Origin of the sequence: Pseudomonas sp. BAY1663 (assembly GCF_000582595.1) — a bacterium.
GTDB classification, from domain to species: Bacteria; Pseudomonadota; Gammaproteobacteria; order Pseudomonadales; family Pseudomonadaceae; genus Stutzerimonas; species Stutzerimonas stutzeri_AF.
In genome coordinates this window covers 15,677-40,820 of sequence record NZ_AZSV01000009.1, presented here as the reverse complement: position 1 = coordinate 40,820, position 25,144 = coordinate 15,677, and the positions used below count along the sequence as shown (strand labels likewise).

Below are 25,144 nucleotides of genomic sequence, written 5' to 3'. Positions count from 1 at the left end.
AGCGATACGGGAACAGCGATCACCAGCGGTAGCGCAACACTGTACCGGGCTCCTCTCGAGGCGCCGGCGGCTCGCTGGCCGGGCTGCCCGTTTCGTCAGGGCCAGGCAGGGGCTGTTCGGCATCCAGCGGCAGCTCGTCGGCCGTCACTTCCTGCAGGCGCGCCAGCGACAGCTGCGCACGCAACTGCTCGGGGCTGGCGTTGACGCGGTAGACCAGCCGATCGCTGTCCACCCGCAGCAAACGGCCGCCGAACGGTTCGAGCAAGCGCTCCAGCTCGGCGAAACGCGCCACATCGGCGCCGAGGATTTCCAGGGTGATGTCCGACGCCGCGCCGGGCGCGACCACGTAGCGCGGCGCCAGGTACCGACTGACCGCCAGCATCACCGCGTCGGCCAGCGCCTCGGGGCTTTCGCCCTGGGCCTTGCCGCTGCGCTGCTCGTCGTCGAGCCAGACCTTCCATTCGGCCTGCCAGCCGGCATCCGTTTCCTGCGCATGGGCAGCCAACAGGACATCGGCATCGTAGCGCTCGGACGGCTCGCGCAGGGCTTCACGGCCATCGCCGGCGAAGGTCTGCGGCGTTGCCAGCAACTGCTCGGACAGATCGGCCAGGGGCAGGCGCAGCGGCAGGCCGCGATGCTGTGCAGCGGCGCGCAAAATGGCGGCATTGTCCTGGCCATCCCCGACCAGCTGCGCTCCGTCCGGGCGCTCGATCAGCCACCAGGCCAGCAGCGTCGGGCGGTTCGCCCCCCACAGCGAGACGCCCGCACGGCGCAGGCTGCGCTCGGTGGTGCCGGGGTCGAATTCGACGACGATGTGCTCGTCCTCGTAGCCGTACTTGCTGATCAGTTGCTGCGGATCTTCCCGCAACGCGGCGACGGCCGGCTGCTTGGCAGCCTCGGCATCGCCGGTCAGACGCAACAGCAAGGTATCGAAGGCACGCTGCAGCGCCTCGGCCTGGCCTCCGGACTGCTGGCCGGAGACAGGCTCACGCACCTGGTACAGGTCGCCGAGCGGCGCCGCCAGGCTGGGCAGAGCCGCCAACGCGAAGCACAGGATGACGAAGCGGGAAATGAGGCGCATGGTCGATTCTCGCAGGCAGGCCAGAGCTTCCGGCCATGGAATTCGAAATAAGGGTCTACACCTTAAACAGGCGGCCTGGGCACGGCAACCGCCAGGCAGGGAGCCGGCTCACAGTTCCCCTATCCTCACAGGCGATCACCCGCTTCGGCCGTCGCTCCTCCGGCGGGATGGCCGCTATGTCGCAAGCCTGATAAAATCGCGCGCTTTCCGCGGACCGGTCCCGGCGCTTGTCCAAGCCCGGCGAATCAGCGCCTTCGCACAGGTGCTGGATGCAGTCTCTGCCCGGTCGACACCCGCATTCCTTTCACAGGTCCGGATTCTATGAGCAAGCAACCCTCCCTCAGCTACAAGGACGCTGGCGTCGACATCGATGCAGGCGAAGCGCTGGTCGAACGCATCAAAGGCGTGGCCAAACGCACCGCGCGCCCTGAAGTGATGGGTGGCCTGGGCGGCTTCGGCGCCTGTGCGAAATCCCGGCGGGCTACAAGCAGCCGGTGCTGGTGTCCGGCACCGACGGCGTCGGCACCAAGCTGCGCCTGGCGCTGAACCTGAACAAGCACGACAGCATCGGCCAGGACCTGGTCGCCATGTGCGTCAACGACCTGGTCGTGTGCGGCGCCGAGCCGCTGTTCTTCCTCGACTACTACGCCACCGGCAAGCTCAACGTCGACGTGGCCGCCACCGTGGTCACCGGCATCGGCGCCGGTTGCGAGCTGGCCGGCTGCTCGCTGGTCGGCGGCGAAACCGCCGAAATGCCGGGCATGTACGAGGGCGAAGACTACGACTTGGCCGGCTTCTGCGTCGGCGTGGTGGAGAAGAGCGAGATCATCGACGGCTCCAGAGTGCAGGCCGGCGACGCGCTGATCGCCCTGCCCTCCTCCGGCCCGCACTCCAACGGCTACTCGCTGATCCGCAAGATCATCGAGGTCGCCGGCGCCGACATCGAGAACATCCAGCTCGACGGCAAGCCGCTGACCGAACTGCTGATGGCGCCGACGCGCATCTACGTCAAGTCGCTGCTCAAGCTGATCGAGGACACCGGCGCGGTCAAGGCCATGGCTCACATCACCGGCGGCGGCCTGCTCGACAACATCCCGCGCGTGCTGCCCGAAGGCGCCCAGGCGGTGATCGACGTCGCCAGCTGGACGCGCCCGGCGGTATTCGACTGGCTGCAGGAACAAGGCAACGTCGACGAGCACGAGATGCACCGCGTGCTCAACTGCGGCGTCGGCATGGTCATCTGCGTCGCCCAGGAGCAGGTCGACGCCGCCCTCGCCAACCTGCGCGCATCCGGCGAAGCGCCCTGGGTCATCGGCCGGATCGCCGCTGCGACGGAACAGGCCGAGCGCGTCGTACTGAACAACCTGAAAGCCCACTGATGGCCTGCAACGTCGTCGTCCTGATCTCGGGGTCTGGCAGCAACCTGCAGGCCCTGATCGACAGCCATAATGAAGACCATCCCGCCCGCATCCGCGCGGTAATCTCCAACCGCATCGACGCCTACGGCCTGCAGCGGGCCCAGGCGGCAGGCATTCCCACCCAGGTGCTGTCGCACCGGGATTTCACCGATCGCGAGGCGTTCGATGCCGCGCTGATGGAGGCCATCGATGCCCACCAGCCCGACCTGGTGGTGCTGGCCGGGTTCATGCGCATCCTCACCCCCGGCTTCGTCCGTCATTACCACGGCCGCCTGCTGAACATCCATCCGTCGCTGCTGCCCCGGTACAAGGGCCTGGACACCCACCGGCGCGCCCTCGAAGCGGGCGACCGCGAACATGGCTGCAGCGTGCACTTCGTTACCGAGGAGCTGGACGGCGGCCCGGTGGCGATCCAGGCGACGCTGGCGATCGAGCCCGGCGAGACCCTCGACGGCCTGACCCAGCGGGTACATGCCGCAGAACACCAGATTTACCCACTCGCCATGCGCTGGTTCGCCGAAGGGCGCTTGCGCCTCGCCGAACAAGGCGCGATGCTGGATGGCGCCGTCCTACCGGCCTCAGGCTATCCGATCAGAACCTAGGAGATACCATGCGTCGCGCCTTGCTGCTCGCCCTCGCCGTGCTGACCCTGCCGGCACATGCCCTGGAGCTCAAGCCCTTTACCGCCAGCTATACCGCCGACTGGAAGCAGGTCCCGGTCAGCGGTACCGCCGAGCGCAGCCTGGAGCAACTGGACAACGGCCTGTGGCGCCTGGATTTCGAGCTTCCATGCTGGTCGCCAGCTTCAACGAACGCAGCACCTTCCGCACCGAAGGCGACACCTTCCTGCCGGAATCCTACCGCCTCAAGCGCAGCGGCCTCGGCAAGGGCAAGCGCGTCGAACAGCGCTTCGACTGGGAAAGCAAGCAGGTCGAAGGCAACGATCGGGGCGATCCGGTCAACCTGCCGCTGCACCGCGGCCTGCTGGACAAATCCACCTATCAGCTGGCACTGCAGCATGAAGTGGCGGCCGGCAAGCAGAGCATGAGCTACCAGGTGGTCGATGGCGACGAGATCGAGACCTACGATTTCCGCGTCCTCGGCGAAGAAAAGGTCAGCACCAGGGCCGGCCAGGTCGACGCCATCAAGGTCGAGCGTGTACGCGATCCGACCCAGAGCAAGCGCGAAACCATCCTCTGGTTCGCCAAGGACTGGGACTACCTGCTGGTCCGCCTGCACCAGGTGGAAAAGGACGGCAAGGAATACCAGATCATGCTCGAAGAGGGCAGCGTCGGCGGCAAGGCCGTCAAAGGCAACTGATCCTCCCGGCAGCCTTCCACGGCTGCCGTTCCGTTCGTAATCGCCGAGTGCTTCGATGGCCCTTTCCCGCAACCTGCTGCTCGTCCTGCTTCTGCCACTGGCGGGCTGCCAGTCGTTCTTCGCCGAGCGCCCTCCGGCCTCGCCGCCCACCGAACGGCTGCAGGGCGAGGTACGACTGGTCGACGGTCAGCTGCAGTTTCGCAGTTGCCAGGGGCAGCGCACGCTGAAACTGCTGGACCCGGCCGCCACCGGCCTGCCGGATGACGCACTGGCGTTGATGGTCGGCAGCGACGATCGCCTGTTCGCCGATCTGCGCGGCACGCTCCGCCAGCCGGGCCCGGGCGTCACCGGTCAACTGGCGCTGAGCCGCGTGTATCGCCTGCAGCGCGAAGGCCATGGCTGCAACGATGAAGACTTCAAGCACCTGCTGCTACGGGCCAGCGGCAACGAGCCGGGCTGGACGCTGAACGCGACCACGCGTGGCCTGCTGCTCGCGCGCCAGGGCCAGGCGCCGGTAGCCTTGCCCTACCTGGAAGAACAACTGCCCGGCGGCCAGCTCAACCTCAGCAGCGAAGCCAACGGCCTGCAACTGGATCTCTGGGTCGCGCCGCAACGCTGCGTCGACAGCGCCAGCGGCACCATCAGCCATCTGACGGCGGAACTGCGCCTGGGTGGCCAGACCTTGCGCGGCTGCGCGTACTACGGTGGCGCGCGCGACGACTGAATTCACCAATGCGGGGCGTTCGCCGCGCGTCACCTGTCCTGAAAGAACAGTATCCATGAACAACGCCCTGAACCTGCTGCACCCCTACCCTTTCGAGAAACTGCGCGGCCTGCTCGCCGGCATCCAGCCACCGGCCGGCAAGCGCCCGATCGCCCTGTCGATCGGCGAGCCCAAGCACCGCTCGCCGGATTTCGTCGCCCAGGCACTGGCGGACAATCTCGACCAGTTGGCCGTTTATCCGACCACGCTCGGCCTGCCGGCGCTGCGCGAGGCCATCGCCGGCTGGTGCGAGCGGCGTTTCCGCCTGGCCGAAGGCGCGCTGGACCCGGCGCGCCAGGTACTGCCGGTCAACGGCACGCGCGAAGCGCTGTTCGCCTTCACCCAGGCCGTGGTCGAGCGCGAACGCGACGGCCTGGTGATCAGCCCCAACCCTTTCTACCAGATCTACGAAGCGCGGCGCTGCTCGCCGGCGCCACGCCGCATTACCTGCCGTGCCTGGCGCAGAACGGCTTCAACCCGGACTTCGACGCGGTGCCGGCCGACGTCTGGCAGCGCTGCCAGATACTCTTCCTCTGCTCGCCCGGCAACCCGACCGGCGCGCTGGTGCCGCTGGAGACCCTGCAGACGCTCATCGCGCTGGCCGACGAGCATGACTTCGTCATCGCTGCGGACGAGTGCTACAGCGAGCTGTATTTCGACGAAGCCAATCCCCCGGCGGGCCTGCTGAGCGCCTGCGCCGCACTGGGCCGCAACGATTTCAAGCGCTGCGTGGTCTTCCACAGCCTGTCCAAGCGCTCGAACCTGCCGGGGCTGCGCTCGGGCTTCGTCGCCGGCGATGCCGACATCCTCAAGGCCTTCCTGCTCTATCGCACCTACCATGGTTGCGCCATGCCGGTACAGACGCAGCTGGCCAGCATCGCCGCCTGGAACGACGAGATCCACGTGCGCGCCAACCGCGAGCTCTATCGCGCCAAGTTCGATGCCGTGCTGGAGATTCTCGCGCCGGTCATGGACGTGCAACGCCCGGACGGCGGCTTCTACCTGTGGCCGAAAACGCCCATGGACGACCAGCAGTTCGCCCGCGAGCTGTTCGCCCGCGAGCATGTGACCGTGGTGCCCGGCTCGTACCTGTCGCGCGAAGTGGATGGTTTCTCCCCGGGCGCCGGGCGCGTGCGCATGGCGCTGGTCGCGCCATTGGCCGAATGCATCGAGGCCGCGCAGCGTATCCGCGCCTTCGTCGCCAGCCTCTGACAAGCCTGGCATGAACCGGACGCCCGGCGTCCGGTTGCGCCGGCTCAGGCAACGCCGGGCGGAATCCCGTCCTTGCCGTAATCGCGTAGCTTTTCCAGGTTTTCCGGTTTCATGTGCTCCGGCACGTCCGCGCCCTGGTGCTGGTCGCAAGGCGCTGGCTGGTCGTCGCCGTGTTGCTCGTCGATACGCTCGTCATGTTCGCTCATGCTGCGCCTCCTTGGTCAGATGGCGTGTTCTTCCCAGATCAGCTGGCCCTCGTCGCTGACTTCTATCACTTTAGTCAAAGCCGCCTCGGCAATCGCCTCGGCCTCCGATGCCAGTGCATAGGTGCGGCCGTTGGCGACCTTGAAGATATGCAGGTGCTCGTCACCGTCGCGTCGCTTGAGGGCGATCACCGCCTCGAATGCATCCCCGGCCGGCACCGCCGAGGAGATCGCCTCGAAGTTCTCGAAATGCTTGCGTGCCATACCCGCCACCTCACCGTTGCGATTGTCATCAATGGACAACAACACCCGTGTAAAAGGTCGAAGCCCTTGTCTGAACCGACCCACTCGAAGGACGCTCTGACGTTTCATGGGCAACCAGGAGAGTTCACATGGTTATGAACGAACACTACGCACCAATCGAACCGACCCGCGCCGAGGTGGATGCCATGGACGGCCCCGTGCTGTTGGAGTTCGGCACGCCCTGGTGCGGCCACTGCCGCGCCGCGCAACCGCTATTGGCCGCCGCGCTGGCCGGTCGCGCGGGCATCCACCACCTGAAGATCGAAGATGGCCCCGGCCGGCCGCTGGGGCGTTCGTTCCGGGTCAAGCTGTGGCCGACCCTGATTCTGCTGGAAAAGGGCCAGGAACTCGCGCGCGTGGTGCGCCCGGAGAGTGAGCGCGCCGTCGAGCAGGCCCTGGGCGAGGCAGGCAAACATTGAGCGGGCGAAGGCGGCGGCACTGGCCGGCCACCCATGGCATAATCCGCCGTCCAGTTTTGCAGGAGTCTTGGAGAGTCGTTCTATGTCCGAAGAAAACCAGGGATTGCGCCTTTACGGCATCAAGGCCTGCGACACCATGAAGAAGGCGCGTAACTGGCTCGACGAACACGGGCAGAGCTATCACTTCCACGACTACAAGAGCGTCGGCATCGACCGCGCCCACCTCGAAGCCTGGTGCGAGGAACACGGCTGGCAGACCATACTCAACCGTGCAGGCACCACCTTCCGCAAGCTGGACGACGCGCAGAAGGCCGATCTTGACCAGGCCAGGGCCATCGAGCTGATGTTGGCCCAGCCGTCGATGATCAAACGCCCGGTACTCGACCTGGGCGACAGAACCCTGATCGGCTTCAAGCCCGATCTCTACGCTGCCGCACTGGCAACCCCGAACTGACAGCCGCCCGCAGCGTCGGCGCGGCCACTAAAAAGGATAATCCCATGTCTGCAACTCTCTTCAGCCTCGCCTTCGGCGTCGGCACCCAGAACCGCCAGGGCGACTGGCTGGAAGTGTTCTACGCGCAGCCGCTGCTGCAGCCGGCCGGCGAACTGGTCGCCGCCATCGCGCCGCTGCTGGGCTATGCCGGCGGCAACCAGGCGATCGCCATCAGCACTACCCAGGCCGCGCAACTGGCCGATGCGCTGAAACCGCTGGATGCCAGCCAGCATGCATTGCTGACCCGCCTGGCGGAAAGCCAGCGGCCGCTGGTGGCCACCCTGCTGGCCGAGGACGCGGCGCTGACCTCGACGCCCGAGGCCTACCTCAAGCTGCACCTGCTCTCCCATCGCCTGGTCAAGCCGCACGGCCTGAATCTGGCCGGCATCTTCCCGCTGCTGCCCAACGTCGCCTGGACCACCCAGGGTGCGGTGGACCTGGGCGAACTGGCCGAGCGTCAGCTGGAAGCCCGCCTGAAGGGCGATCTGCTGGAAGTGTTCTCGGTGGACAAGTTCCCGAAGATGACCGACTACGTGGTGCCGGCCGGCGTGCGCATCGCCGATACCGCCCGCGTGCGCCTCGGCGCCTATGTCGGTGAAGGCACCACGGTGATGCATGAGGGCTTCATCAACTTCAACGCCGGCACCGCAGGCCCGGGCATGATCGAAGGCCGCGTCTCGGCCGGCGTGTTCGTCGGCAAGGGTTCGGACCTGGGCGGCGGCTGCTCGACCATGGGTACCCTCTCCGGCGGCGGCAACATCGTCATTTCCGTCGGCGAAGGCTGCCTGATCGGCGCCAATGCCGGCATCGGCATTCCGCTGGGCGACCGCAACACCGTGGAATCGGGCCTGTACATCACCGCCGGCACCAAGGTCAGCCTGCTCGACGAGAACGACCAGCTGGTGAAGGTGGTCAAGGCCCGCGAACTGGCCGGCCAGAGCGACCTGCTGTTCCGCCGCAACTCGCAGAGCGGCGCCGTGGAGTGCAAGACCCACAAGTCGGCCATCGAACTGAACGAGGCGCTGCACGCGCATAACTGATCGCAAGCTGGAAGCCATGAGCTAGAAGCTGGAAGTAACAGCGAGCTGTCTTGACTTCCAGCTTCCAGCTTCAGGCTTACCGCTATGCTTGTTTCCCCCTGGCGCGCCGATTTCCCCGCGCTGGCCGTGCTCGAAGCGCAGGGCCAGACCTATCTCGACAGCGCCGCCACCGCGCAGAAGCCGCAGGCGCTGATAAACGCCCTGACCGGCTACTACACCTGCGGCGCCGCCAACGTGCACCGCGCCCAGCACCAGCCCGCCGAACGCGCCACCCGCGCCTACGAGGACGCACGGATCAAGCTGGCCAAGTGGCTCAACGCCGCCAGCCCGACCGAGATCGTCTTCACCCGCGGCGCGACCGAGGCGCTGAACCTGCTCGCCTATGGCCTGGAGCACCTGATCGCAGCCGGTGACGAAATCGTCATCAGCGCCCTCGAACACCACGCCAACCTGCTGCCCTGGCAGCAGCTGGCCAGGCGCCGCAGCGCGCACCTCGTGGTACTGCCGATCGACGCCGCCGGGCGCATCGATCTCGACGCGGCAGCCGAGCTGATCGGCCCGCGTACTCGTTTGCTCGCCGTCAGCCAGCTGTCCAACGTGCTCGGCAGCTGGCAGCCGCTCGTGCGCTTGCTGGCCCTGGCCAAGGCCCGGGGTGCGCTGACCGTCGTCGACGGCGCCCAGGGCGTGGTCCATGGCCGCCACGACATGGCCACGCTGGGCTGTGACTTCTACGTGCTGTCCAGCCACAAGCTCTACGGCCCGGACGGCGTCGGCGCCCTCTATGGCCGCGGCGAATCACTGCTGCAGCTGCGCCACTGGCAGTTCGGCGGCGAGATGGTGCGGATCGCCGACTACCAGAACGCCGAGTTCCATGCCGCGCCACTGGGCTTCGAGGCCGGCACGCCGCCGATTTCCGGAGTGATCGCTTTCGGCGCCACGCTGGACTACCTGGCAAGCCTCGATGCCGCCACCGTCGGTGCGCACGAGCAGGCCCTGCACGCTCGGCTGCTTGCCGGCCTCGAAGCACGCGCCGGCATCCGCCTGCTTGGCGCACCGCAGGCGGCGCTGGCCAGCTTCGTGGTCGACGGCGTGCATCATGCGGACCTCGGCCACCTGCTCACCGAGCAGGGCATCGCCGTGCGCAGCGGCAACCATTGCGCCATGCCCTTGATGAAGCACCTCGGCCTTGAGGGCGCGACCCGCGTTTCGCTCGGGCTGTACAGCGACGGCGCGGACCTAGAGCGCTTCTTCGCCGCGCTGGACCAGGCCCTGGAGCTGCTGCGATGAACGAATTGCCAAAAGTCGCCCGCGAAGCCCTGGCGGCATTCGACCAGGCGCCCGGCTGGGAACAGCGTGCGCGCCTGCTGATGCAGTGGGGAGAGCGGCTGGAGCCGGTCGCCGACGACGAACGCAGCGACGCCAACCTGGTCGCGGGCTGCGAGAGCCGCGTCTGGCTGCTCGGCGAGCAGGAGGACGGTCGCTGGCATTTCCGCGCCGCCAGCGACGCCCGGTTGTTGCGCGGCCTGCTGGCCGTACTGCTGGCGCGGGTCGATGGCCTGGATGCCGACACGCTGGCGGCGGTCGACGTGGCCGACTGGTTCGCCCGCCTCGGCCTGTCGCGCCAGCTCTCGCCGTCGCGCAGCAACGGCATGAACGCCGTGCTGCAACGCATGCAGGAACTGACCGGGCAACGCTGACCCGGCGCGGAAATCAGCGCTTGCGCAGGATCACGCTACCGATCGAATAGCCGGCGCCGAACGAGCTGAGTACCCCGAGGCTGCCGCTGGGCAGGTCGTCCTGGTGCTTGTGGAAGGCGATCACCGAGCCGGCCGAACTGGTGTTGGCGTAGCTGTCGAGGATCACCGGCGCCTCCTGCTCGGTGGCGTCGCGGCCCAGCAGCCGGCGCACGATCAGGTGGTTCATGTTGAGGTTGGCCTGGTGCAGCCAGAAGCGCTTCACCGACTCCACCGCGATGCCGTTCTCGCCCAGGTGCTCGCCGATCAGCTCCGCCACCATCGGGCAGACTTCCTTGAACACCTTGCGACCTTCCTGGATGAACAGCTTGTCCGGGTCGTTCATGTGCTCTTCGGCGGCGCGGTTGAGGAAGCCGAAGTTGTTGCGGATGTTGTTGGAGAATTCGGTCGCCAGCTTGGTGCTGACCACATCCCACTGATGGGCGGAAGTCGCCAGGTCCGCGCGCTCGATGATCACCGCGGTGCAGGCGTCGCCGAAGATGAAATGGCTGTCGCGGTCGCGGAAGTTCATGTGCCCGGTGCAGATTTCCGGGTTGACCATCAGGATCGCCCTCGCCTGGCCGAGCTTGACGCTGTTGGCCGCATTCTGGATGCCGAAGGTGGCCGAGGAACAGGCCACGTTCATGTCGAAGCCGAAGCCCTTGATGCCGAGCGCCGCCTGCACCTCGATGGCGATGGCTGGATAGGGACGCTGCAGGTTGGAACAGGCGACGATCACGCCATCCAGGTCGGCCGCGGTCTTGCCCGCGCGCGCCAGCGCCTGCTCGGCGGCCTTGACCGACATCTCGCAGAGGATCGACCACTCGTCGTTGCTGCGCTCGGGAATCCGCGGGACCATGCGCTCGGGATCGAGGATACCGGCCTTGTCGGTGACGTAGCGGCTCTTGATGCCCGAGGCCTTCTCGATGAAGGCCGAGCTGGATTCGGGCAGCGGCTGGATCTCGCCGGCCTCGATGGCGGCGGCGTTGGCGCTGTTGAAGCGATGGACGTAGGTATTGAAGGACTCCACGAGCTCGTCGTTGGAGATACTGCTGGCAGGGGTGTAAAGGCCGGTACCGCTGATGACGACGTTATGCACGGTCGTTCCTCTCGCATATTGGCTGATCGTACTGACGTTGGGATGGAGCGTTGGCCCAGAGCCAATCCCGATCATTCCAGCGCCTTCTTATGGCGGCTATTGTGCACGAAAAGCCGAAAGAATCCGTAACATTGCGCAGTTTGATGGGCCAAAGAGTCGAATCGCCCGGCACATTGTTCAGTGACCGTACAGTCTGAAATGCAAAGAGGGCGCCCCAGCCGCCCTCGCGTTGCATCAGGCTGCCTGGCGGGTCACTCGATCCCCTGCCCCAGCACGACGCCATCGACCTTCTGGCCGTACAGATTGACGCCATCGTTGGCGTGGTAGCGAAGCCGGGTCTTCTCCACCGACCCCTCGACCAGGCGCGGGTCCTGCGGCCGTTCATGGCTGTTCATGTAGGCCGCCACGTGCCAGGCCTCGTCGTCGCCGAGCGTGCCGCCCTTGCCCAGCGGCATGCTTTCCTTGATGAAAGCCGCCGCCGTGTTGATGCGGTGCATCCCGGCGCCCCAGTTGAACGAGTCCCGGCCCCACAGCGGCGGGAACACGTAGGTGTCCCCGGCCTTCTGCCCCTGGCCATCGTCACCGTGGCAGACCGCGCACTGCTCGGCATAGATCTGCCGGCCCTTGGCGATATCGAAGCCGCCCTGGGGTTGCGGCACTTCCGGATAGGCACGCCCCGGCAGTTCCTGGCCAGTCGGCGCGCCGCTGGACAGCCAGTAGGAATAGGCGGTCAGCGCGTTGATCACATGGCTGTCGGCCGCCGGCGGCGTGCCATTCATGCTGAACTGGAAGCAGCCCTGCATGCGCTCGGCATAGCTGTTCACCTTGTCGTTCTTCTTCCGGTACGCCGGGTACATCGGATAGGCACCCCAGAGCGGCGCGGAATTGGCCTTGCGCCCCTGCTCGATATGGCAGTTGGTGCAGTTCATGCCGTTGCCTACATATTCCGCCGCGTATTTCTGAGTATCGACGAAGATCGCCCGGCCCTGCTTCACCAGCTCGCCATAGGCATTGGCCGGCAGGTCTTTTTCCTGCGGCGGCTGGAAATACGCCTCGCCTGCCGTCCTGGAGGCTTTCTGTGTCAGTTGCGACTGGTCGTCCATGCTGATCTCGGCGGCGTGCAGCGAGCCGCCAACAGTCATGGCCAGGAGTGCGGACATCACGGCTTTCATTGGCTGGCCTCCTTGTGCCCCAGGCCGGCGAAATAGTCGGATGCGGCCTGAACCTCGGCATCGGTCATCGAGCGGGCGATATGGCCCATCAGATCATTCGGGTCGTTCTTGCGGGTTCCCTGGCGCCAGGCATCGAGCTGAGCCCGGAGATACTGCGCGGACTGCCCGGCCAGCGGCGGGAAGCTCTCGCCGACACCGACGCCCCCGGGGCCGTGGCAGGCGACGCATTCTGGGATGTTGCGCTCCCAGGCGCCGCGCAGGGCCAGGACCTCACCGGCACCTTCGGCTTTCTCGCCACGCCCGGCACCGGCCATGAACGGCGCGGGCATCGCCGCCAGCGCCGCGGTAACGGCCTGAATCTCCTCGTCGCTCAATGCCGCAGCGATCGGCTGCATGATCGGATTGGCCCGGCTCCCCGAACGGAAATCCGCGAGCTGCTTGGCGCTGTAGCCAGCCGCGAGACCGGCGAGGCGCGGGAAACCACCGGCCGCCATACCCATCCCATCGGCGCCATGGCAAGTGCCACAGGCCATGGCGGCGGGATTGGCACCTCCTTGTGTGTAGATCTTTTGTCCATCGGCAGCCTGTGCCTGCATCGCCAGCAACAATGCAGCCACGCCTGCCAGGGGCCAGCGGGGAAATGTCATGTAAGAAAGCCTCGTCAGCGCTGTCGTTATTATCGTGTCGCCCGCCTTGGCATCGCTTCGCTCGATGCTCTCGGCGAAGCGACCGCGGCGACTTGTCGCACCGATGGAAGCTATCACAGCCTTCCGCCCGACCTCCAGAAAAAGAATAAGCTTAGAACTCATTCGAATATAACCCAGCAAAACACTGCGACAATGCCGTGCCGCGCGTGCGTGCCGAGTCGGTCCTTGGTTATGCTTGTGCGCCCTCTCCCGCAGGATCTCCCCATGAAAGCCCCACTTCTCGAACTGCTCACGCTCATCAGCTCGGGCTGCATGACGGAGGAGGAAATCAGCCGGATAGCCGACGAGGCGGCCCAGGCCTATGCCGACCCGCAGGCTTTCCTGCTGGCCAATCCCGATATCAACTACGACGACGACTTCCCGATCCCGCTCGGCGAATGGGTTGTGGTCGGCAGCCTGCCGGACACCGTGCTGTTCCAGGGCGACGACTACGAGCAGCTGTTCAGCCAGATCGTCGCCTCCTTCGGCAAGGATGTTGCTTCGTGCTCAAGGCCAAGCAGCTTGCCAAGACCGAGCCGCTGAAGGCGCTGAACCGCATCCAGGTCCAACTCAGCAGTCTCTATCCGGAGAAAGGCGGCTACGTGCTGGTGGACTTCAGCGAGCCACTGGACGACGAACTGCAGGCGGTGCTGGTCTACACCTGCGACCTGGAACGGGTGCTGCAACTGGCGGTGGAGGTGGGCATCTATGCCGCGCCGTCGCTCGAAGCACTACGCGCCGAGTCGTAGATCGGGGAGCCCGCGAAGCCCGACGAGCGTGGAGTCAGACCCGGGGCTTCGGCGCTGCGCGCCTCAACCGCAACCTACCGGCCATTGCACACGTAGGTTGGGTTGAGCACCGCGAAGCCCAACGCGTGCCATACCGAACACCGCCAGGCGCAGATCGACTAGCCTACCCCCTGCCGGCATTTCGCCGCAGCGGCTCCAGCAGGGGCGACAGGCCGTTATGGTCGATCTCCTGCATCAGCGCCAGCAGGCGGCCGAGGTCGCCGGGCGGGAAACCGACCCGGGCGAACCAGTTGAGGTAATGCCCGGGCAGATCGGCGATCAGGCGCCCCTTGTACTTGCCATAGGGCATCGTCTGGATGAGCAGGCGTTGGAGGTCTTCGGGTTTCATGAACGAATGCGTGGCAGGGTCCAGCCGCGCATAGTGCCACAGCCGTGGCAGCCGATGGCCGGGAAGATAGCGCATTGCCTTTTACCGATTGGTAGATAAACGGCCCGCCTTGAAAAGGCATCGTTATAAAGCAATGCGCCACGACAGCCGCGAAGGCCCATGCCAGGGCCCTTCCCGATGGCAGCCCCGGTTCGCTTGAAAAATCAATCCACCCGATAGTTTGTCTCTATTTTCTCCCTCGGCGGTTCTGTCCTAGGCCTGTCTTACGGCTCGTCCGTCCGTAAGCCCTTCCACCGAGGAGAAGAACAAGATGACTGCACCTCAATCCGGGGCCTGCCTCGCCGTCGCGCTCGGCATCGCCCTCACGTGTTCCGGCGCCCAAGCCGCCGACGACGAGGTCCCCACCAGCTATTCCCCCGTGGTGATCACCGAGAAGTTCGAGACGATCATGCAACGCATGTCGGCCGACAAGGACGGCATTCTGAAAAAGCACCAGGACCTGCTGGAGCAGCGCTACGACCTCGCGGACAAGCCCGTCGAGGGCCTGCAGATGAGCCGCGGCAAGCCGATCCAGGGCGGCGTGCGGGTCAAGCTGCCGAGCGGTACGAGTTGGGATGACCTGGCCAAGCTGAGCCCCGAGGATATCCGCCAGCAGAAGCGCTTCCCCCTCGGTTTCATGCCGCTGCCCCACCCCAATCATCCCGAGGGCGGCATGGTCTTTCCGCAGTTCCACATCGACGAGGTGAAGCGGATCGAGGGGCGCGACCTCACCCGCTTCGACCTGGACTTCGACCTGCCGGACCATTTCCTTCCCGAATTCCCGGCGCCGATCTTCCTCACCACCCGACCGGACCTGGGCGACGTCTCCCAGGGCAAGCTGGTGAACATCCGCAACTTCTTCGAGCTGTTCAACGGCATCCTCAATCCCAAGCAGCTCGAAGGCCTGCGCCTGCTGGTGACGCCGTTCCCGCAGCAGCAGTTCAATGCCACCGACGACCGCCGCAGCGAACACCCGCACACCGGCGTCGCCTGCCTGGATTGCCACGCCAACGGCCATACCAATGCCGCCACCCACCTGGCCGGCGACGTGCGTCCGCAGAAATTCCGCCACCGCATCGACACCCCGACCCTGCGCGGCGTGAACATCCAGCAGATCTTCGGCTCCCAGCGGGCGCTGAAATCGGTCGAGGACTTCACCGAGTTCGAGCAGCGCGCCGCCTACTTCGATGGCGATCCGGTGCTGGCGACGAAGAAGGGGGTGAACATTCTCGAACGCGGCAGCCAGGTGCACTTCATGGCCGAGTTCCAGGCACTGCTCGACTTTCCGCCGGCGCCCAAGCTCAACGTCGACGGTCGCCTCGATCCGGCCAAGGCCAGCGAGCAGGAGCTGCGCGGCGAAAAAATCTTCCATGGCAAGGGTGCCTGCGCCGGCTGCCATGTACCGCCCTACTACACCGACAACCTGATGCACAACCTGAAGACCGAGCGTTTCTACGAGCCGCAGGAATACAACGGCGCCATGGCGGTTGGCGACGGCCCGATCAAGAACTTCCCCCTGCGCGGCATCAAGGAGTCGCCGCCGTACCTGCATGACGGTCGCCTGCTGACCCTGGAAGACACCGTGGAATTCTTCAATCTGGTCCTGCACCGCAACCTGAACCAGCAGGAGAAGGCCGACCTGGTCGCCTTCCTGCGCACCCTTTGAACGCGATATCCGGCGTCCGCTCAGGGCGCCGGATAAAGCCCGCCTATGCCGCGCATAGAAAGGCTTCGCTGGCACGCCCCGGTAGCCGGAAAGACAATGGCGACCGACACGGCGAAAGCATTCGCCACCTTGCCAACGGAGAAGCCGCGATGTCGCAAGCCCCCAAGCACACCCCGGAACTGGATGACGCCACACTGGCCTTCGCCGAGCAGGTCTTCGACAGCGCGCGCAGCGGTGACAGCGCCCGCCTCGGCGAGCTGCTGGCACAAGGCATGCCGGCCAACCTGCGCAATCATGCCGGCGACAGCCTGCTGATGCTCGCCAGCTACCACGGTCATCGGGAGGCCGCCCGCACCTTGCTGGGGTACGGCGCCGACCCGCAGTTGCGCAACCACCGCGGCCACACGCCACTGGCCGGCGCGGCCTTCAAGGGCGACCTGGCGATGATCGAGCTGCTGCTGGAGCACGGCGCCGACGTCGAGGGCCGCTGCGAAGACGGCAAGACCGCATTGATGATGGCCGCCATGTTCAACCGCACGGAAATCGTCGCATACCTCATCGCCCGGGGCGCCGATCCGCGCGCCACGGACGCCGGCGGCGCCACGCCACTGGCCGCGGCAACCATGATGGGCGCACTGGATACCCAGGCGCAGCTGCGGCGCATCGTCGGCTAGCGCAGTTTCCGGTGCCGGGCACGGGCGATCAGTCGGCGACCAGCGTCAATTCGGGCGGCCGTTGCCACTCGGCGATGGCGATCCGGTTGCGCCCCTGGCGCTTGGCCTCGTAAAGCGCCTGGTCGGCCGCCTTGAGCCAGCCGAGCGTATCGTCCATGCCTGGATCGAACTCCGCGATACCGATGCTCAGGCTGGCGCTCAGCTTGGGTGCCAGGGGCAAGTCCAGTTCGGCGATCTCATCGCGCAGGCGCTCCAGCACCTCCCAGGCATCCCGGCGCGCGCCCCCGGCAGTACGGCACAGAACTCGTCGCCACCGTAACGGCCGGGCATATCCTCGGCACGCAGGTTGCGGCGGATACACTGGCCGACCTGACGCAGCAACTCATCGCCGAGGACATGGCCATAGCGGTCGTTGACGTGCTTGAAATTGTCCAGGTCGATCAGCGCCAGGCTGGCGACGCCTCCGGCCCCCTTGCAGTGGGAGAACTCCAGCTGCAGCAGTTCGTTCCAGTAGCCACGATTGAACAGCCCGGTCAGGCTGTCGGTGCGGCTCAGGCTACGCAGCGCCCGCTTGTTCTCGCCCAACTGATAGGCCAGGCGATAGAGCACCATGCCGATGGTCAGCGGATGGACGATGAGCATCGGCAGGCAGGCATACAGCTGCGCCTGGCTGGTTTGCGGGGAGAAACCGAAGCCCAGCAGCAGCACCGAGACCAGCATGCCCAGCAATTGCACCACCAGCCCCTGCAGGACGAAGCGCGCACCGCCGGTCGCGGTATTGTTCATCGCCAGCATCGACAGCAGAACCGCCGAGGGCAGCACATTGAATTGCATGGTGGCGATCCAGAAGCCGCCCATCAGCGAGTCGAACAGCACGAAACGCTTTTCGAGATGCGACGTCGAAGGCGATCGCCGGGAAAGATAGAGCGCCACCGACGGCCACAGGTAGCAGAAGGCGATCAGCAGCCCCCACAGCCACAGGGGCGTTTCGCGCGACCAGAACACCGCGGCGACGCAGAAGAATCCCACCGCCAGGCCGATGGCACGCGGATAGAACGCACGCCGGGCGAAGGACGCCCCAGGCTTGGGGAGTACGGCAGAAGGGTTCACGAGCGCACCCGCTCTTCAGGACCGGAATGGCCTTCAATATAGCTCGGCGCCATCATTGTGGGCGATACCGACAGGTTGGCTCGCCGCCCCGGCGTCAACCACGCCCGATATCGGCAAAAACCGCCCGGGTATGCTCGGCCAGCAGCGCCGGCGCCAGTTCCACCTCGAGCCCCCGGCGGCCGGCGCTCACATGGATGGTCGGTTGCGCCTGTGCGGAACTGTCGATGAAGGTTCGCAGGCGTTTCTTCTGCCCCAGCGGCTGATGCCGCCGACCAGGTAGCCGGTGGCACGCTGGGCCACCAGCGGATCGGCCATCTCCGCCTTCTTCACTCCCGCCGCCTGCGCCAGGCCTTGAGATCGAGCGTTCCGGCCACGGGCACCACGGCCACCAGCAACTCGTTCTTCTCGCTGCAGGCCAGCAGCGTCTTGAAGACCCGGGCCGGCTCCAGGCCGAGCTTTTCCGCCGCCTCCAGACCGTAGGAGGCGGACTTGGGATCATGTTCGTAAGCGTGCACGCGGTGTTCGGCACGGGCTTTCTTCAGCAGGTCGATGGCGGGTGTCATTGCTTTGTAGTACGAGTGGTGATGAATGCCTGTACCTTAGGGGCTGTTCCCGTTTCGTCGCAAGCCGCGAACGAGACGGGAACGGACCCTGGCAGGCCAACGAATCGGTGGTTAGCAGCACTCATGAATCATCCTCCTCTCGCTCCGCTCGCGGAAGTCTACGACCTGGCCGTGGTCGGCGGCGGCATCAATGGCGCCGGAATCGCCGCGGATGCCGCCGGCCGTGGCCTCTCGGTGTTTCTCTGCGAGCAGGGCGACCTGGCCGGGCATACCTCCTCGGCCAGCAGCAAGCTGCTGCATGGCGGCCTGCGCTACCTGGAGCACTACCACCTGCGGCTGGTGCGCGAAGCGTTGGCCGAGCGCGAAGTGCTGCTGGCCAAGGCTCCGCACATCGTCACTCCGCTGCGCTTCGTGCTGCCCTACCGCCCGCACCTGCGCCCGTCGTGGATGATCCGCACCGGCCTGTTTCTCTACGACAACCTCGGCAAGCGGGAAAGGCTGGACGGCTCGCGCAGCCTGCGTTTCGCCGCCGACAGCCCGCTCAAGGCCGAGATCAGCCAAGGCTTCGAGTATTCCGATTGCTGGGTCGACGACGCCCGGCTGGTGGTACTCAATGCCATGGCCGCCCGCGAGCACGGTGCGCACATCCACACCCGCACCCGTTGTGTCAGCGCGCGCAGCAGCAAGGGCCTCTGGCATCTGCATCTGGAGCGGATGGACGGCAGCCGCCTCTCCATCCGTGCCCGCGCGCTGGTGAACGCCGCCGGCCCCTGGGTCGCACAATTCATCCGGGACGAACTCAGGCAGGCCCCACCTCACGGCATCCGCCTGATCCAGGGCAGCCACCTGGTGGTCCCGAAGCTCTACGAGGGAGAACACGCCTATATCCTGCAGAACGAGGACCGGCGCATCGTCTTCGTGATCCCCTATCTCGGCCAGTTCAGCCTGATCGGCACCACCGATCACGAGTACCGCGGTGACCCGGCCCGGGTGAAGATCACCGACGACGAGATCGACTACCTGCTGGCCATCGTCAACGCCCACTTCCGGCATCCGTTGACACGCGCCGACATCCGCCACAGCTATGCCGGCGTCAGGCCGTTGTGCGACGACGAGTCCGACCAGCCTTCGGCCATCACCCGCGACTACACCCTGGCGCTGAGCATGCAGCCGGGCGAAGCGCCGCTGCTTTCGGTGTTCGGCGGCAAGCTGACCACCTACCGCAAGCTCGCCGAAGCCGCGCTGGCGGAGCTGGCACCGCTGTTCCCGGAAATGCAGCCGGCCTGGACGCGGGATGCGCCATTGCCCGGCGGGGAAAACCTCAGCGATCCCGCCAGCCTCGCCGATGCCCTGTGCACCAGCTATCCCTGGCTGCCGGGGCCGATCGCCCGGCGCTGGGCGCGCAGCTACGGCAGCCGCAGCTGGCTGTTGCTCAAGGGCACGCAAGGCTGGAAGACCTCGGCGAGTGCTTCGGCGCCGGCCTGTACGCCCGCGAAGTGGACTACCTGATCGTCGAGGAGTGGGCCTTGAGCCTGGACGACATCCTCTGGCGCCGCAGCAAGCTCGGGCTGTTCATGCAGCCCGACGAGTGCGAACGCCTGCAGCGCTACCTGGACGGGCGTTCCGCTGACCGCCTGACGACATTCGAACGGGTCGCCCAGGGCTGAAAGGCATTACCCGTAGGAGCCGGCTTGCTGGCGATCCTGCCCGCTGATCGCGAGCAAGCTCGCGCCTACAGGTGCAGCGCACCACTACGCTAATGCGCTCTCGGCCTAGCCCCGCAACCGCCGCGCCGCCGCCACCATGTTCACCAGCGCCGCTTCGGTCTCCGCCCAGCCGCGGGTCTTCAGCCCGCAATCGGGGTTGACCCACAGGCGCTCGGCCGGGATGCGCTCGGCGGCCTTCTCCAGCAACTGCACCATCTCCGCGGTATCCGGCACCCGCGGCGAGTGGATGTCGTAGACGCCCGGGCCGATGTCATTGGGATAGTCGAAGGCGCGGAAGGCTTCCAGCAGCTCCATCTGCGAGCGCGAGGTCTCGATGGTGATGACGTCGGCATCCATCGCGGCGATCGACTCGATCACGTCGTTGAACTCGCTGTAGCACATGTGGGTATGGATCTGGGTTTCGTCGCGCACCCCGCTGGCGCACAGGCGGAACGTCTCCACGGCCCAGTCCAGATAGTGCTGCCAGTCGGCCTTGCGCAGCGGCAAGCCTTCGCGGAACGCCGCCTCGTCGATCTGGATGATGCGGATGCCGGCGGCCTCCAGGTCGCAGACCTCGTCGCGGATCGCCAGCGCCAGCTGCCGGGCCTGCACTTCGCGCGGCACGTCCTCGCGGGCGAACGACCACATCAGCATGGTCACCGGGCCGGTGACCATGCCCTTCATCACCTTGTCGGTCTGCTGCTGGGCGTAGCGGATCCACGCCACCGTCATCGGCTGCGGCCGGCTCAGGTCGCCGTAGATCACCGCCGGCTTGACGCAGCGCGAGCCGTAGCTCTGCACCCAGCCGAAGCGGGTGAAGGCATAGCCGTCGAGCTGCTCGGCGAAATACTCGACCATGTCGTTGCGCTCCGCCTCGCCATGCACCAGCACGTCCAGGCCGATCTGCTCCTGCACCGCCACGGCATGTCGGATTTCCGCCTGCATCGCCTCGCTGTAGTCGCCCAGCGACAGCTTGCCCTGCTTGTAGGCCTGGCGCGCCAGGCGGATCGCCGGCGTCTGTGGGAACGAACCGATGGTGGTGGTGGGGAATGGCGGCAGGTCGAGGCGCGCCCGCTGCTGTTCGATCCGCACCGCGAAGGCGGAAGCCCGCTGGCTGTCTCGCGGCTCGATGGCGGCCAGGCGTGCCTGCACCGCGGGCTTGTGGATACGCGGCGACTGCGCCCGCGCCGCCTGCACCGCGCAGCTTTGCGCCAGCGCCGCCTGGACGCCGGCATCCTGCGGCGCATCGACGGCGCGGGCGAGTGTGGCGACCTCGGCGCACTTCTGCACGGCGAAGGCCAGCCAGCTCTTCAGCTCGTCGTCGAGCCGATCCTCGCGCTGCAGGTCCACCGGGCTGTGCAGCAGCGAGCAGGACGGCGCCAGCCACAGGCGCTCGCCGAGGCGCTCGGCGGCATGCCGCACCACCTCCAGCGCCTTGTCCAGGTCGCAGCGCCAGACGTTGCGACCATTGACCAGCCCCAGCGACAGCACCTTGTAGGCCGGCAACCGGTCGAGAATCACCGGGTACTGCTCCGGTGCGCGCACCAGGTCGATATGCAGACCGTCCACCGGCAGCGTCGCGGCCAGGCCGAGGTTGTCCTCCAGGCTGCCGAAATAGGTGGCGACCAGTTTCTTCAGTGGCGCGCGCTGCAGCAGGTTGTAGGCCCGTTCGAAGGCGTTCTTCCAGTCCTGCGGCAGGTCCAGCGCGAGGATCGGCTCGTCGAGCTGCACCCACTCGACGCCCTGCGTCGCGAGCCGCTCGAGGATTTCGCCGTACACCGGCAGCAGGCGCTCGAGCAGCTCCAGCTTGTCGAAATCGACCTCGCCCTTGAGCTTGCCCAGCCAGAGATAGGTCAGCGGGCCGATCAGCACCGGCTTGATGGCGTATCCCAGCGCCTGCGCTTCCTCGACTTCCTCGAACAGCTGGGTCCAGGACAGCCGGAACTGCTGGTCGGCAGTGAATTCCGGGACCAGGTAGTGATAGTTGGTATCGAACCACTTGGTCATTTCCTGCGCCTGTGCGCCGCCGCAGCAGCTTTTCGCCACGCCCCGCGCCATGGCGAACAGGGTGTCCAGGGTCGGCTGGCCGTCGGCAGGCCGGAAGCGCGGCGGGATCACGCCGAACATCAGCGAGTGGGTCAGCACCTGGTCGTACCAGGCGAAATCGCCCACCGGCAGCAGCTCGATGCCGGCCTCGGCCTGCACCCGCCAATGTTCCGCACGCAGCGCGCGCCCGACCTGGCGCAATCCCGCTTCGTCCAGCTCGCCCCTCCAGAACGCCTCCAGCGCTTTTTTCAATTCGCGGTCGGCACCGATACGGGGGAACCCGAGGTTATGCGCTACAGCCATTTTTCACTCCGAATGTCGTTCTGCATGAATGCGACGATTCTGCGTGCCGGTATACAATGAAACAAACTCATGTAATTTCATTTGATATGCAGAAATATTCATGTTGGAGCTTTTGCCAGGACCGGCGCTCTAAGCTGAGCCCCCATGCAAAGGCGTAGCCATGACCCCCGACGAACCGCCGCAGAACCTCGAGGACCTGTTGCAGCGCCTGGAGCAGGTGGGCGAGGCCGACCAGCCGGTGACCATCGAATCCATGCTGCAAGTAACCGACGAGCGCAGCTTCGGCGCCCTGCTGCTGATACCGGGGCTGCTGGTGCTGTCGCCGCTGTCCGGCATTCCCGGATTGCCCAGCGTGGTGGCGGTGATGGTGGCGCTGATCGCGATACAGCTGCTGATCGGGCGCACGCGGTTCTGGCTGCCGCAGTGGCTGCTCAGGCGCAGCACTTCGCGCAGCAAGTACGACAAGGCGATCGCCTTCCTGCAGCGCCTTTCCGGGTTCATCGACCACCTGCTGCGCCGGCGGCTGACCTTTCTCACCCGTGGCCTGGCGATCCGCCTCAATGCCCTGCTCTGCCTGTTGATCGCCGCCACCATGCCGCCGCTGGAGCTGATCCCCTTCGCCAATTCCATCGCCGGGGCGGGGCTGAGCGTGCTCGGGCTGGGCATGATGGCGCGTGACGGCGCGATGGTCGTGGTGGCGCTGCTGTTCTTCTTCGGCCTGGCCTACATGACCGCCCGCCTCTGGTTGTGAGAGCCGGCAGCGCCGCCCCTTTCCAGCCCCTCGACAGCTTCGTCCCGGTGCGACACACTTCGTTCATTCGATGAGCAAAGCTCATGTAGCATGCTTTTCTTCCGATCGACTGCCTCTTTCATGCAGGCTCGACCGCTCACGATTGCTGGGAGCCCGGCATGCTGGAAATTCGACACCTGAAGACACTTCATGCACTGCGCGAGACGGACAGTCTGGTCGAAGCCGCCGAGCGCCTGCACCTCACCCAGTCGGCGCTATCCCATCAGTTCAAGGAGCTGGAAGAGCGCCTCGGCCTGCAGCTGTTCGTGCGCAAGACCCGGCCGGTGCGTTTCACCAGCGCCGGTTTGCGCCTGCTGCAGCTGGCCGACGCGGTGCTGCCGCAGCTGCGCAGCGCCGAACGCGACCTGGCCCGCCTGGCCGGCGGCACCGCGGGGCGCCTGCACATGGCCATCGAATGCCACAGCTGCTTCCAGTGCTGATGCCCACCATCGATCAGTTCCGCGATGCCTGGCCGGAAGTCGAGCTGGACCTCGCCTCGGGCTTTTCCTTCGCCCCGCTGCCGGCCTTGGCGCGCGGCGATCTCGACCTGGTGGTCACCTCCGACCCGCTGGAACTGCCGGGCATCACCTATGTGCCGCTGTTCACCTACGAGGCGCTGCTGGCGGTGGCCAACCAGCACCCGCTGGCGGCACGGCCGTACATCCGCCCCGAGGACCTGGCCAGCGAGACCCTGATCACCTACCCGGTGGAGCGCGACCGTCTCGATGTGTTCACCCGCTTTCTCGAGCCCGCCGACGTCGAGCCGGCGCAGGTGCGCACCTCGGAGCTGACGGTGATGATGATGCAGCTGGTGGCGTCGGGGCGTGGCGTCTGCTGCCTGCCGAACTGGGCGCTGCACGAATACAGCGCGCGCGGCTACGTGACCGCCAAGCGGCTCGGCGAGAAAGGCCTGTTCGCCACGCTGTTCGCCGGCATCCGCGCCGATATGCTGGATTCGCCGTTCATGCGCGACTTCCTGCTCACCGCCAAGGACACCTCCTTCGCCACACTGGAAGGCGTCAGCGCCGCGGCCAAGCCGCGCTGACACCCAGCGAGCTGGCCCACCCAACGGTTCGCCGAAGTCGTGACCCGCGCCGGCTGGCGTTCCGCTGGCTGGGCTTCGCTCAACCCAACCCACACCGCCGGCCTAACGGCGATGGCGGCACAGGCACAGCCCGATCAGCCCCACCGCCAGGCCGCCAACCAGCAGCCATCTGCCCGTGTCGTGCGCCTCGCCGCGCCAGCCACCATCGATGCGCCGCTGTCCCAGTGACGGATGGAACAGGTTGCCCGAGGAGGTCGGTACCCGTCGCGCACGCTGCAACGCCGTGCCGGTGAGCAGGCCGTTCAGGCGGTCGAAGCCGGGTGTGAGGAAATGCGCCAGGCGCAGCAGCGTCGCCACCGCGCCGACCGAGGTGGTATGGCGCGGATGCAGCGCCAGGCTGACCATGGCATCGGCCACCCGGCGCGGGTCGTACAGCGGCGGCGGTGGCTGCAGCGAACGCCCGGCATAGTTGCCGCCGTCGCGAAAGCCCGGCGTATCCACCACCGAGGGGTAGACGTCGCAGACATGAATCCCCGGCCACGCTCCCAGCTCGCCACGCAGCGCCTGGGAGAAGCCGCGCAGGCCGAACTTGCTCGCCGAATAGGCCACCGCATAAGGCTGCGCCAGCCAACTGCCCATCGACAGCGTATTGATCAGCACCCCGCTCCGCTGTTGCTTGAAATACGGCAACACCGCATGGGCGCCGCGCAGGTAGCCAAGCAGGTCGGTCTGCACCACCTGCTCATGGGCATCCAGCGGGGTTTCGTCGAAGGCGCCGACCGCACCGATCCCGGCATTGTTGATCCACACGTCGATGCGTCCCTGGCCGAGCGCCGCCGCAGCGCTGGCGAGGTTTTCCACCTCGTCGCCCTGGGTCACATCGGTCGGCACGGCAATGGCCTCGCTGCCGAAACTGCGGCATTCGTCGGCGGCTTCGCGCAGGGCCTCGGCGTCCCGTGCCGCCAGCACCAGGCGTGCGCCGCGACGGGCGAAAGCCTGTGCCGCCGCGCGGCCGATGCCGCTGGATGCGCCGGTGATCACCACCACCGCGCCATCGAGAGTCGCCTTGCCCATGCCCGATCCTCCGGATTCACCGTCATTGCTCAGCTGACAGCGATGGCAC

19 protein-coding genes and 8 pseudogenes are annotated in these 25,144 nt (G+C 66.4%); 16 read left to right on the top strand and 11 right to left on the bottom strand.

The window, feature by feature from the left end; translation table 11 throughout:
• Positions 1-19 precede the first annotated feature (19 nt).
• Positions 20-1,081 carry a DUF2066 domain-containing protein gene (locus BAY1663_RS04630; RefSeq protein WP_037038279.1) on the bottom strand — a complete coding sequence of 354 codons (1,062 nt, stop codon included), beginning with the start codon at positions 1,079-1,081 and terminating at the stop codon, positions 20-22.
• A gap of 321 nt (positions 1,082-1,402) precedes the next feature.
• Here BAY1663_RS04630 and purM point away from each other — a divergent pair.
• The 5 genes and pseudogenes from purM to dapC all read left to right on the top strand — a co-directional run bounded on the left by purM (position 1,403) and on the right by dapC (position 5,794).
• Positions 1,403-2,460: pseudogene (purM, locus tag BAY1663_RS04625) on the top strand (phosphoribosylformylglycinamidine cyclo-ligase).
• A complete protein-coding gene (purN, locus tag BAY1663_RS04620) occupies positions 2,460-3,101 on the top strand; it encodes a phosphoribosylglycinamide formyltransferase (protein WP_037038276.1) in 642 nt (213 codons plus the stop codon). Before purM ends, purN begins: the two are co-directional and overlap by 1 nt.
• 8 nt (positions 3,102-3,109) lie before the next feature.
• Positions 3,110-3,819 (top strand): annotated as a pseudogene (locus tag BAY1663_RS04615) (DUF3108 domain-containing protein).
• 55 nt (positions 3,820-3,874) lie between these two features.
• Positions 3,875-4,543 (top strand): COG3650 family protein, encoded by a 669-nt coding sequence (locus tag BAY1663_RS04610; protein WP_037038274.1) that lies wholly within the window; start codon positions 3,875-3,877, stop codon positions 4,541-4,543.
• A gap of 55 nt (positions 4,544-4,598) precedes the next feature.
• Positions 4,599-5,794, top strand: a pseudogene (gene dapC, locus BAY1663_RS04605) (succinyldiaminopimelate transaminase).
• Positions 5,795-5,838: 44 nt separating this feature from the next.
• Here dapC and BAY1663_RS24405 read toward each other — a convergent pair.
• Together BAY1663_RS24405 and BAY1663_RS04600 are read right to left on the bottom strand one after the other, a co-directional pair.
• Entirely contained in the window at positions 5,839-6,000 is a 162-nt protein-coding gene (locus BAY1663_RS24405; RefSeq protein WP_164838426.1) for a hypothetical protein, read from the bottom strand.
• Positions 6,001-6,015: 15 nt separating this feature from the next.
• A complete protein-coding gene (locus tag BAY1663_RS04600) occupies positions 6,016-6,261 on the bottom strand; it encodes a hypothetical protein (protein ID WP_037038272.1) in 246 nt (81 codons plus the stop codon).
• Between the two features lie 128 nt (positions 6,262-6,389).
• On the opposite strand from BAY1663_RS04600, the gene BAY1663_RS04595 reads away from it, so the two are divergent.
• The 5 genes from BAY1663_RS04595 (at position 6,390) to BAY1663_RS04575 (ending at position 9,949) form a co-directional block, all read left to right on the top strand.
• A complete protein-coding gene (locus tag BAY1663_RS04595) occupies positions 6,390-6,719 on the top strand; it encodes a thioredoxin family protein (RefSeq protein WP_037038269.1) in 330 nt (109 codons plus the stop codon).
• A gap of 82 nt (positions 6,720-6,801) precedes the next feature.
• A complete protein-coding gene (locus tag BAY1663_RS04590) occupies positions 6,802-7,173 on the top strand; it encodes an ArsC family reductase (protein ID WP_037038267.1) in 372 nt (123 codons plus the stop codon).
• A 44-nt stretch (positions 7,174-7,217) separates the two neighbouring features.
• Complete coding sequence (gene dapD / locus BAY1663_RS04585) at positions 7,218-8,252, top strand: 2,3,4,5-tetrahydropyridine-2,6-dicarboxylate N-succinyltransferase (RefSeq protein WP_037038265.1); 1,035 nt, start codon at positions 7,218-7,220, stop codon at positions 8,250-8,252.
• An 84-nt stretch (positions 8,253-8,336) separates the two neighbouring features.
• Positions 8,337-9,539 carry an aminotransferase class V-fold PLP-dependent enzyme gene (locus tag BAY1663_RS04580; RefSeq protein WP_037038263.1) on the top strand — a complete coding sequence of 401 codons (1,203 nt, stop codon included), beginning with the start codon at positions 8,337-8,339 and terminating at the stop codon, positions 9,537-9,539.
• Positions 9,536-9,949 carry a SufE family protein gene (locus BAY1663_RS04575; protein WP_037038261.1) on the top strand — a complete coding sequence of 138 codons (414 nt, stop codon included), beginning with the start codon at positions 9,536-9,538 and terminating at the stop codon, positions 9,947-9,949. The genes BAY1663_RS04580 and BAY1663_RS04575 overlap by 4 nt, the downstream gene beginning before the upstream one ends.
• Before the next feature lie 13 nt (positions 9,950-9,962).
• On the opposite strand, the gene BAY1663_RS04570 is transcribed toward BAY1663_RS04575, so the two are convergent.
• From BAY1663_RS04570 to BAY1663_RS04560, 3 genes are all read right to left on the bottom strand, one after another.
• Positions 9,963-11,084: a beta-ketoacyl-ACP synthase III gene (locus BAY1663_RS04570; protein WP_037038259.1), complete on the bottom strand. Its 1,122-nt coding sequence runs from the start codon at positions 11,082-11,084 to the stop codon at positions 9,963-9,965.
• A 251-nt stretch (positions 11,085-11,335) separates the two neighbouring features.
• Positions 11,336-12,256 (bottom strand): c-type cytochrome, encoded by a 921-nt coding sequence (locus BAY1663_RS04565; protein WP_037038257.1) that lies wholly within the window; start codon positions 12,254-12,256, stop codon positions 11,336-11,338.
• Positions 12,253-12,903: a c-type cytochrome gene (locus tag BAY1663_RS04560; RefSeq protein WP_037038255.1), complete on the bottom strand. Its 651-nt coding sequence runs from the start codon at positions 12,901-12,903 to the stop codon at positions 12,253-12,255. Before BAY1663_RS04560 ends, BAY1663_RS04565 begins: the two co-directional genes overlap by 4 nt.
• Before the next feature lie 264 nt (positions 12,904-13,167).
• Here BAY1663_RS04560 and BAY1663_RS04555 point away from each other — a divergent pair.
• Positions 13,168-13,691 (top strand): annotated as a pseudogene (locus BAY1663_RS04555) (hypothetical protein).
• 163 nt (positions 13,692-13,854) lie between these two features.
• On the opposite strand, the gene BAY1663_RS04550 reads toward BAY1663_RS04555, so the two are convergent.
• Entirely contained in the window at positions 13,855-14,079 is a 225-nt protein-coding gene (locus BAY1663_RS04550; protein ID WP_037038323.1) for a DUF3820 family protein, read from the bottom strand.
• A gap of 310 nt (positions 14,080-14,389) precedes the next feature.
• On the opposite strand from BAY1663_RS04550, the gene BAY1663_RS04545 reads away from it, so the two are divergent.
• Positions 14,390-15,784 carry a cytochrome b6 gene (locus tag BAY1663_RS04545; protein WP_037038253.1) on the top strand — a complete coding sequence of 465 codons (1,395 nt, stop codon included), beginning with the start codon at positions 14,390-14,392 and terminating at the stop codon, positions 15,782-15,784.
• Positions 15,785-15,933: 149 nt separating this feature from the next.
• Positions 15,934-16,458 carry an ankyrin repeat domain-containing protein gene (locus BAY1663_RS04540; protein ID WP_037038251.1) on the top strand — a complete coding sequence of 175 codons (525 nt, stop codon included), beginning with the start codon at positions 15,934-15,936 and terminating at the stop codon, positions 16,456-16,458.
• 28 nt (positions 16,459-16,486) lie between these two features.
• Here the strand turns inward: BAY1663_RS04540 and BAY1663_RS04535 are convergent.
• Positions 16,487-17,463 (bottom strand): annotated as a pseudogene (locus tag BAY1663_RS04535) (diguanylate cyclase).
• A 199-nt stretch (positions 17,464-17,662) separates the two neighbouring features.
• A pseudogene (gene ybaK, locus BAY1663_RS04530) lies at positions 17,663-18,131 on the bottom strand (Cys-tRNA(Pro) deacylase).
• Between the two features lie 123 nt (positions 18,132-18,254).
• Here ybaK and glpD point away from each other — a divergent pair.
• Positions 18,255-19,798: pseudogene (gene glpD / locus BAY1663_RS04525) on the top strand (glycerol-3-phosphate dehydrogenase).
• A 105-nt stretch (positions 19,799-19,903) separates the two neighbouring features.
• Here glpD and metE read toward each other — a convergent pair.
• The gene (gene metE / locus BAY1663_RS04520) at positions 19,904-22,186 is read right to left on the bottom strand and encodes a 5-methyltetrahydropteroyltriglutamate--homocysteine S-methyltransferase (protein ID WP_037038249.1); all 2,283 of its coding nucleotides are present in this window, start codon (positions 22,184-22,186) and stop codon (positions 19,904-19,906) included.
• Between the two features lie 160 nt (positions 22,187-22,346).
• On the opposite strand from metE, the gene BAY1663_RS04515 reads away from it, so the two are divergent.
• Positions 22,347-22,937, top strand: coding sequence for an exopolysaccharide biosynthesis protein (locus tag BAY1663_RS04515; RefSeq protein WP_037038247.1), 591 nt, complete (start codon positions 22,347-22,349; stop codon positions 22,935-22,937).
• 158 nt (positions 22,938-23,095) lie between these two features.
• Positions 23,096-24,021, top strand: a pseudogene (metR, locus tag BAY1663_RS04510) (transcriptional regulator MetR).
• A 102-nt stretch (positions 24,022-24,123) separates the two neighbouring features.
• Here the strand turns inward: metR and BAY1663_RS04505 are convergent.
• Positions 24,124-25,095 (bottom strand): SDR family oxidoreductase, encoded by a 972-nt coding sequence (locus tag BAY1663_RS04505; protein ID WP_037038246.1) that lies wholly within the window; start codon positions 25,093-25,095, stop codon positions 24,124-24,126.
• Positions 25,096-25,144 lie beyond the last annotated feature (49 nt).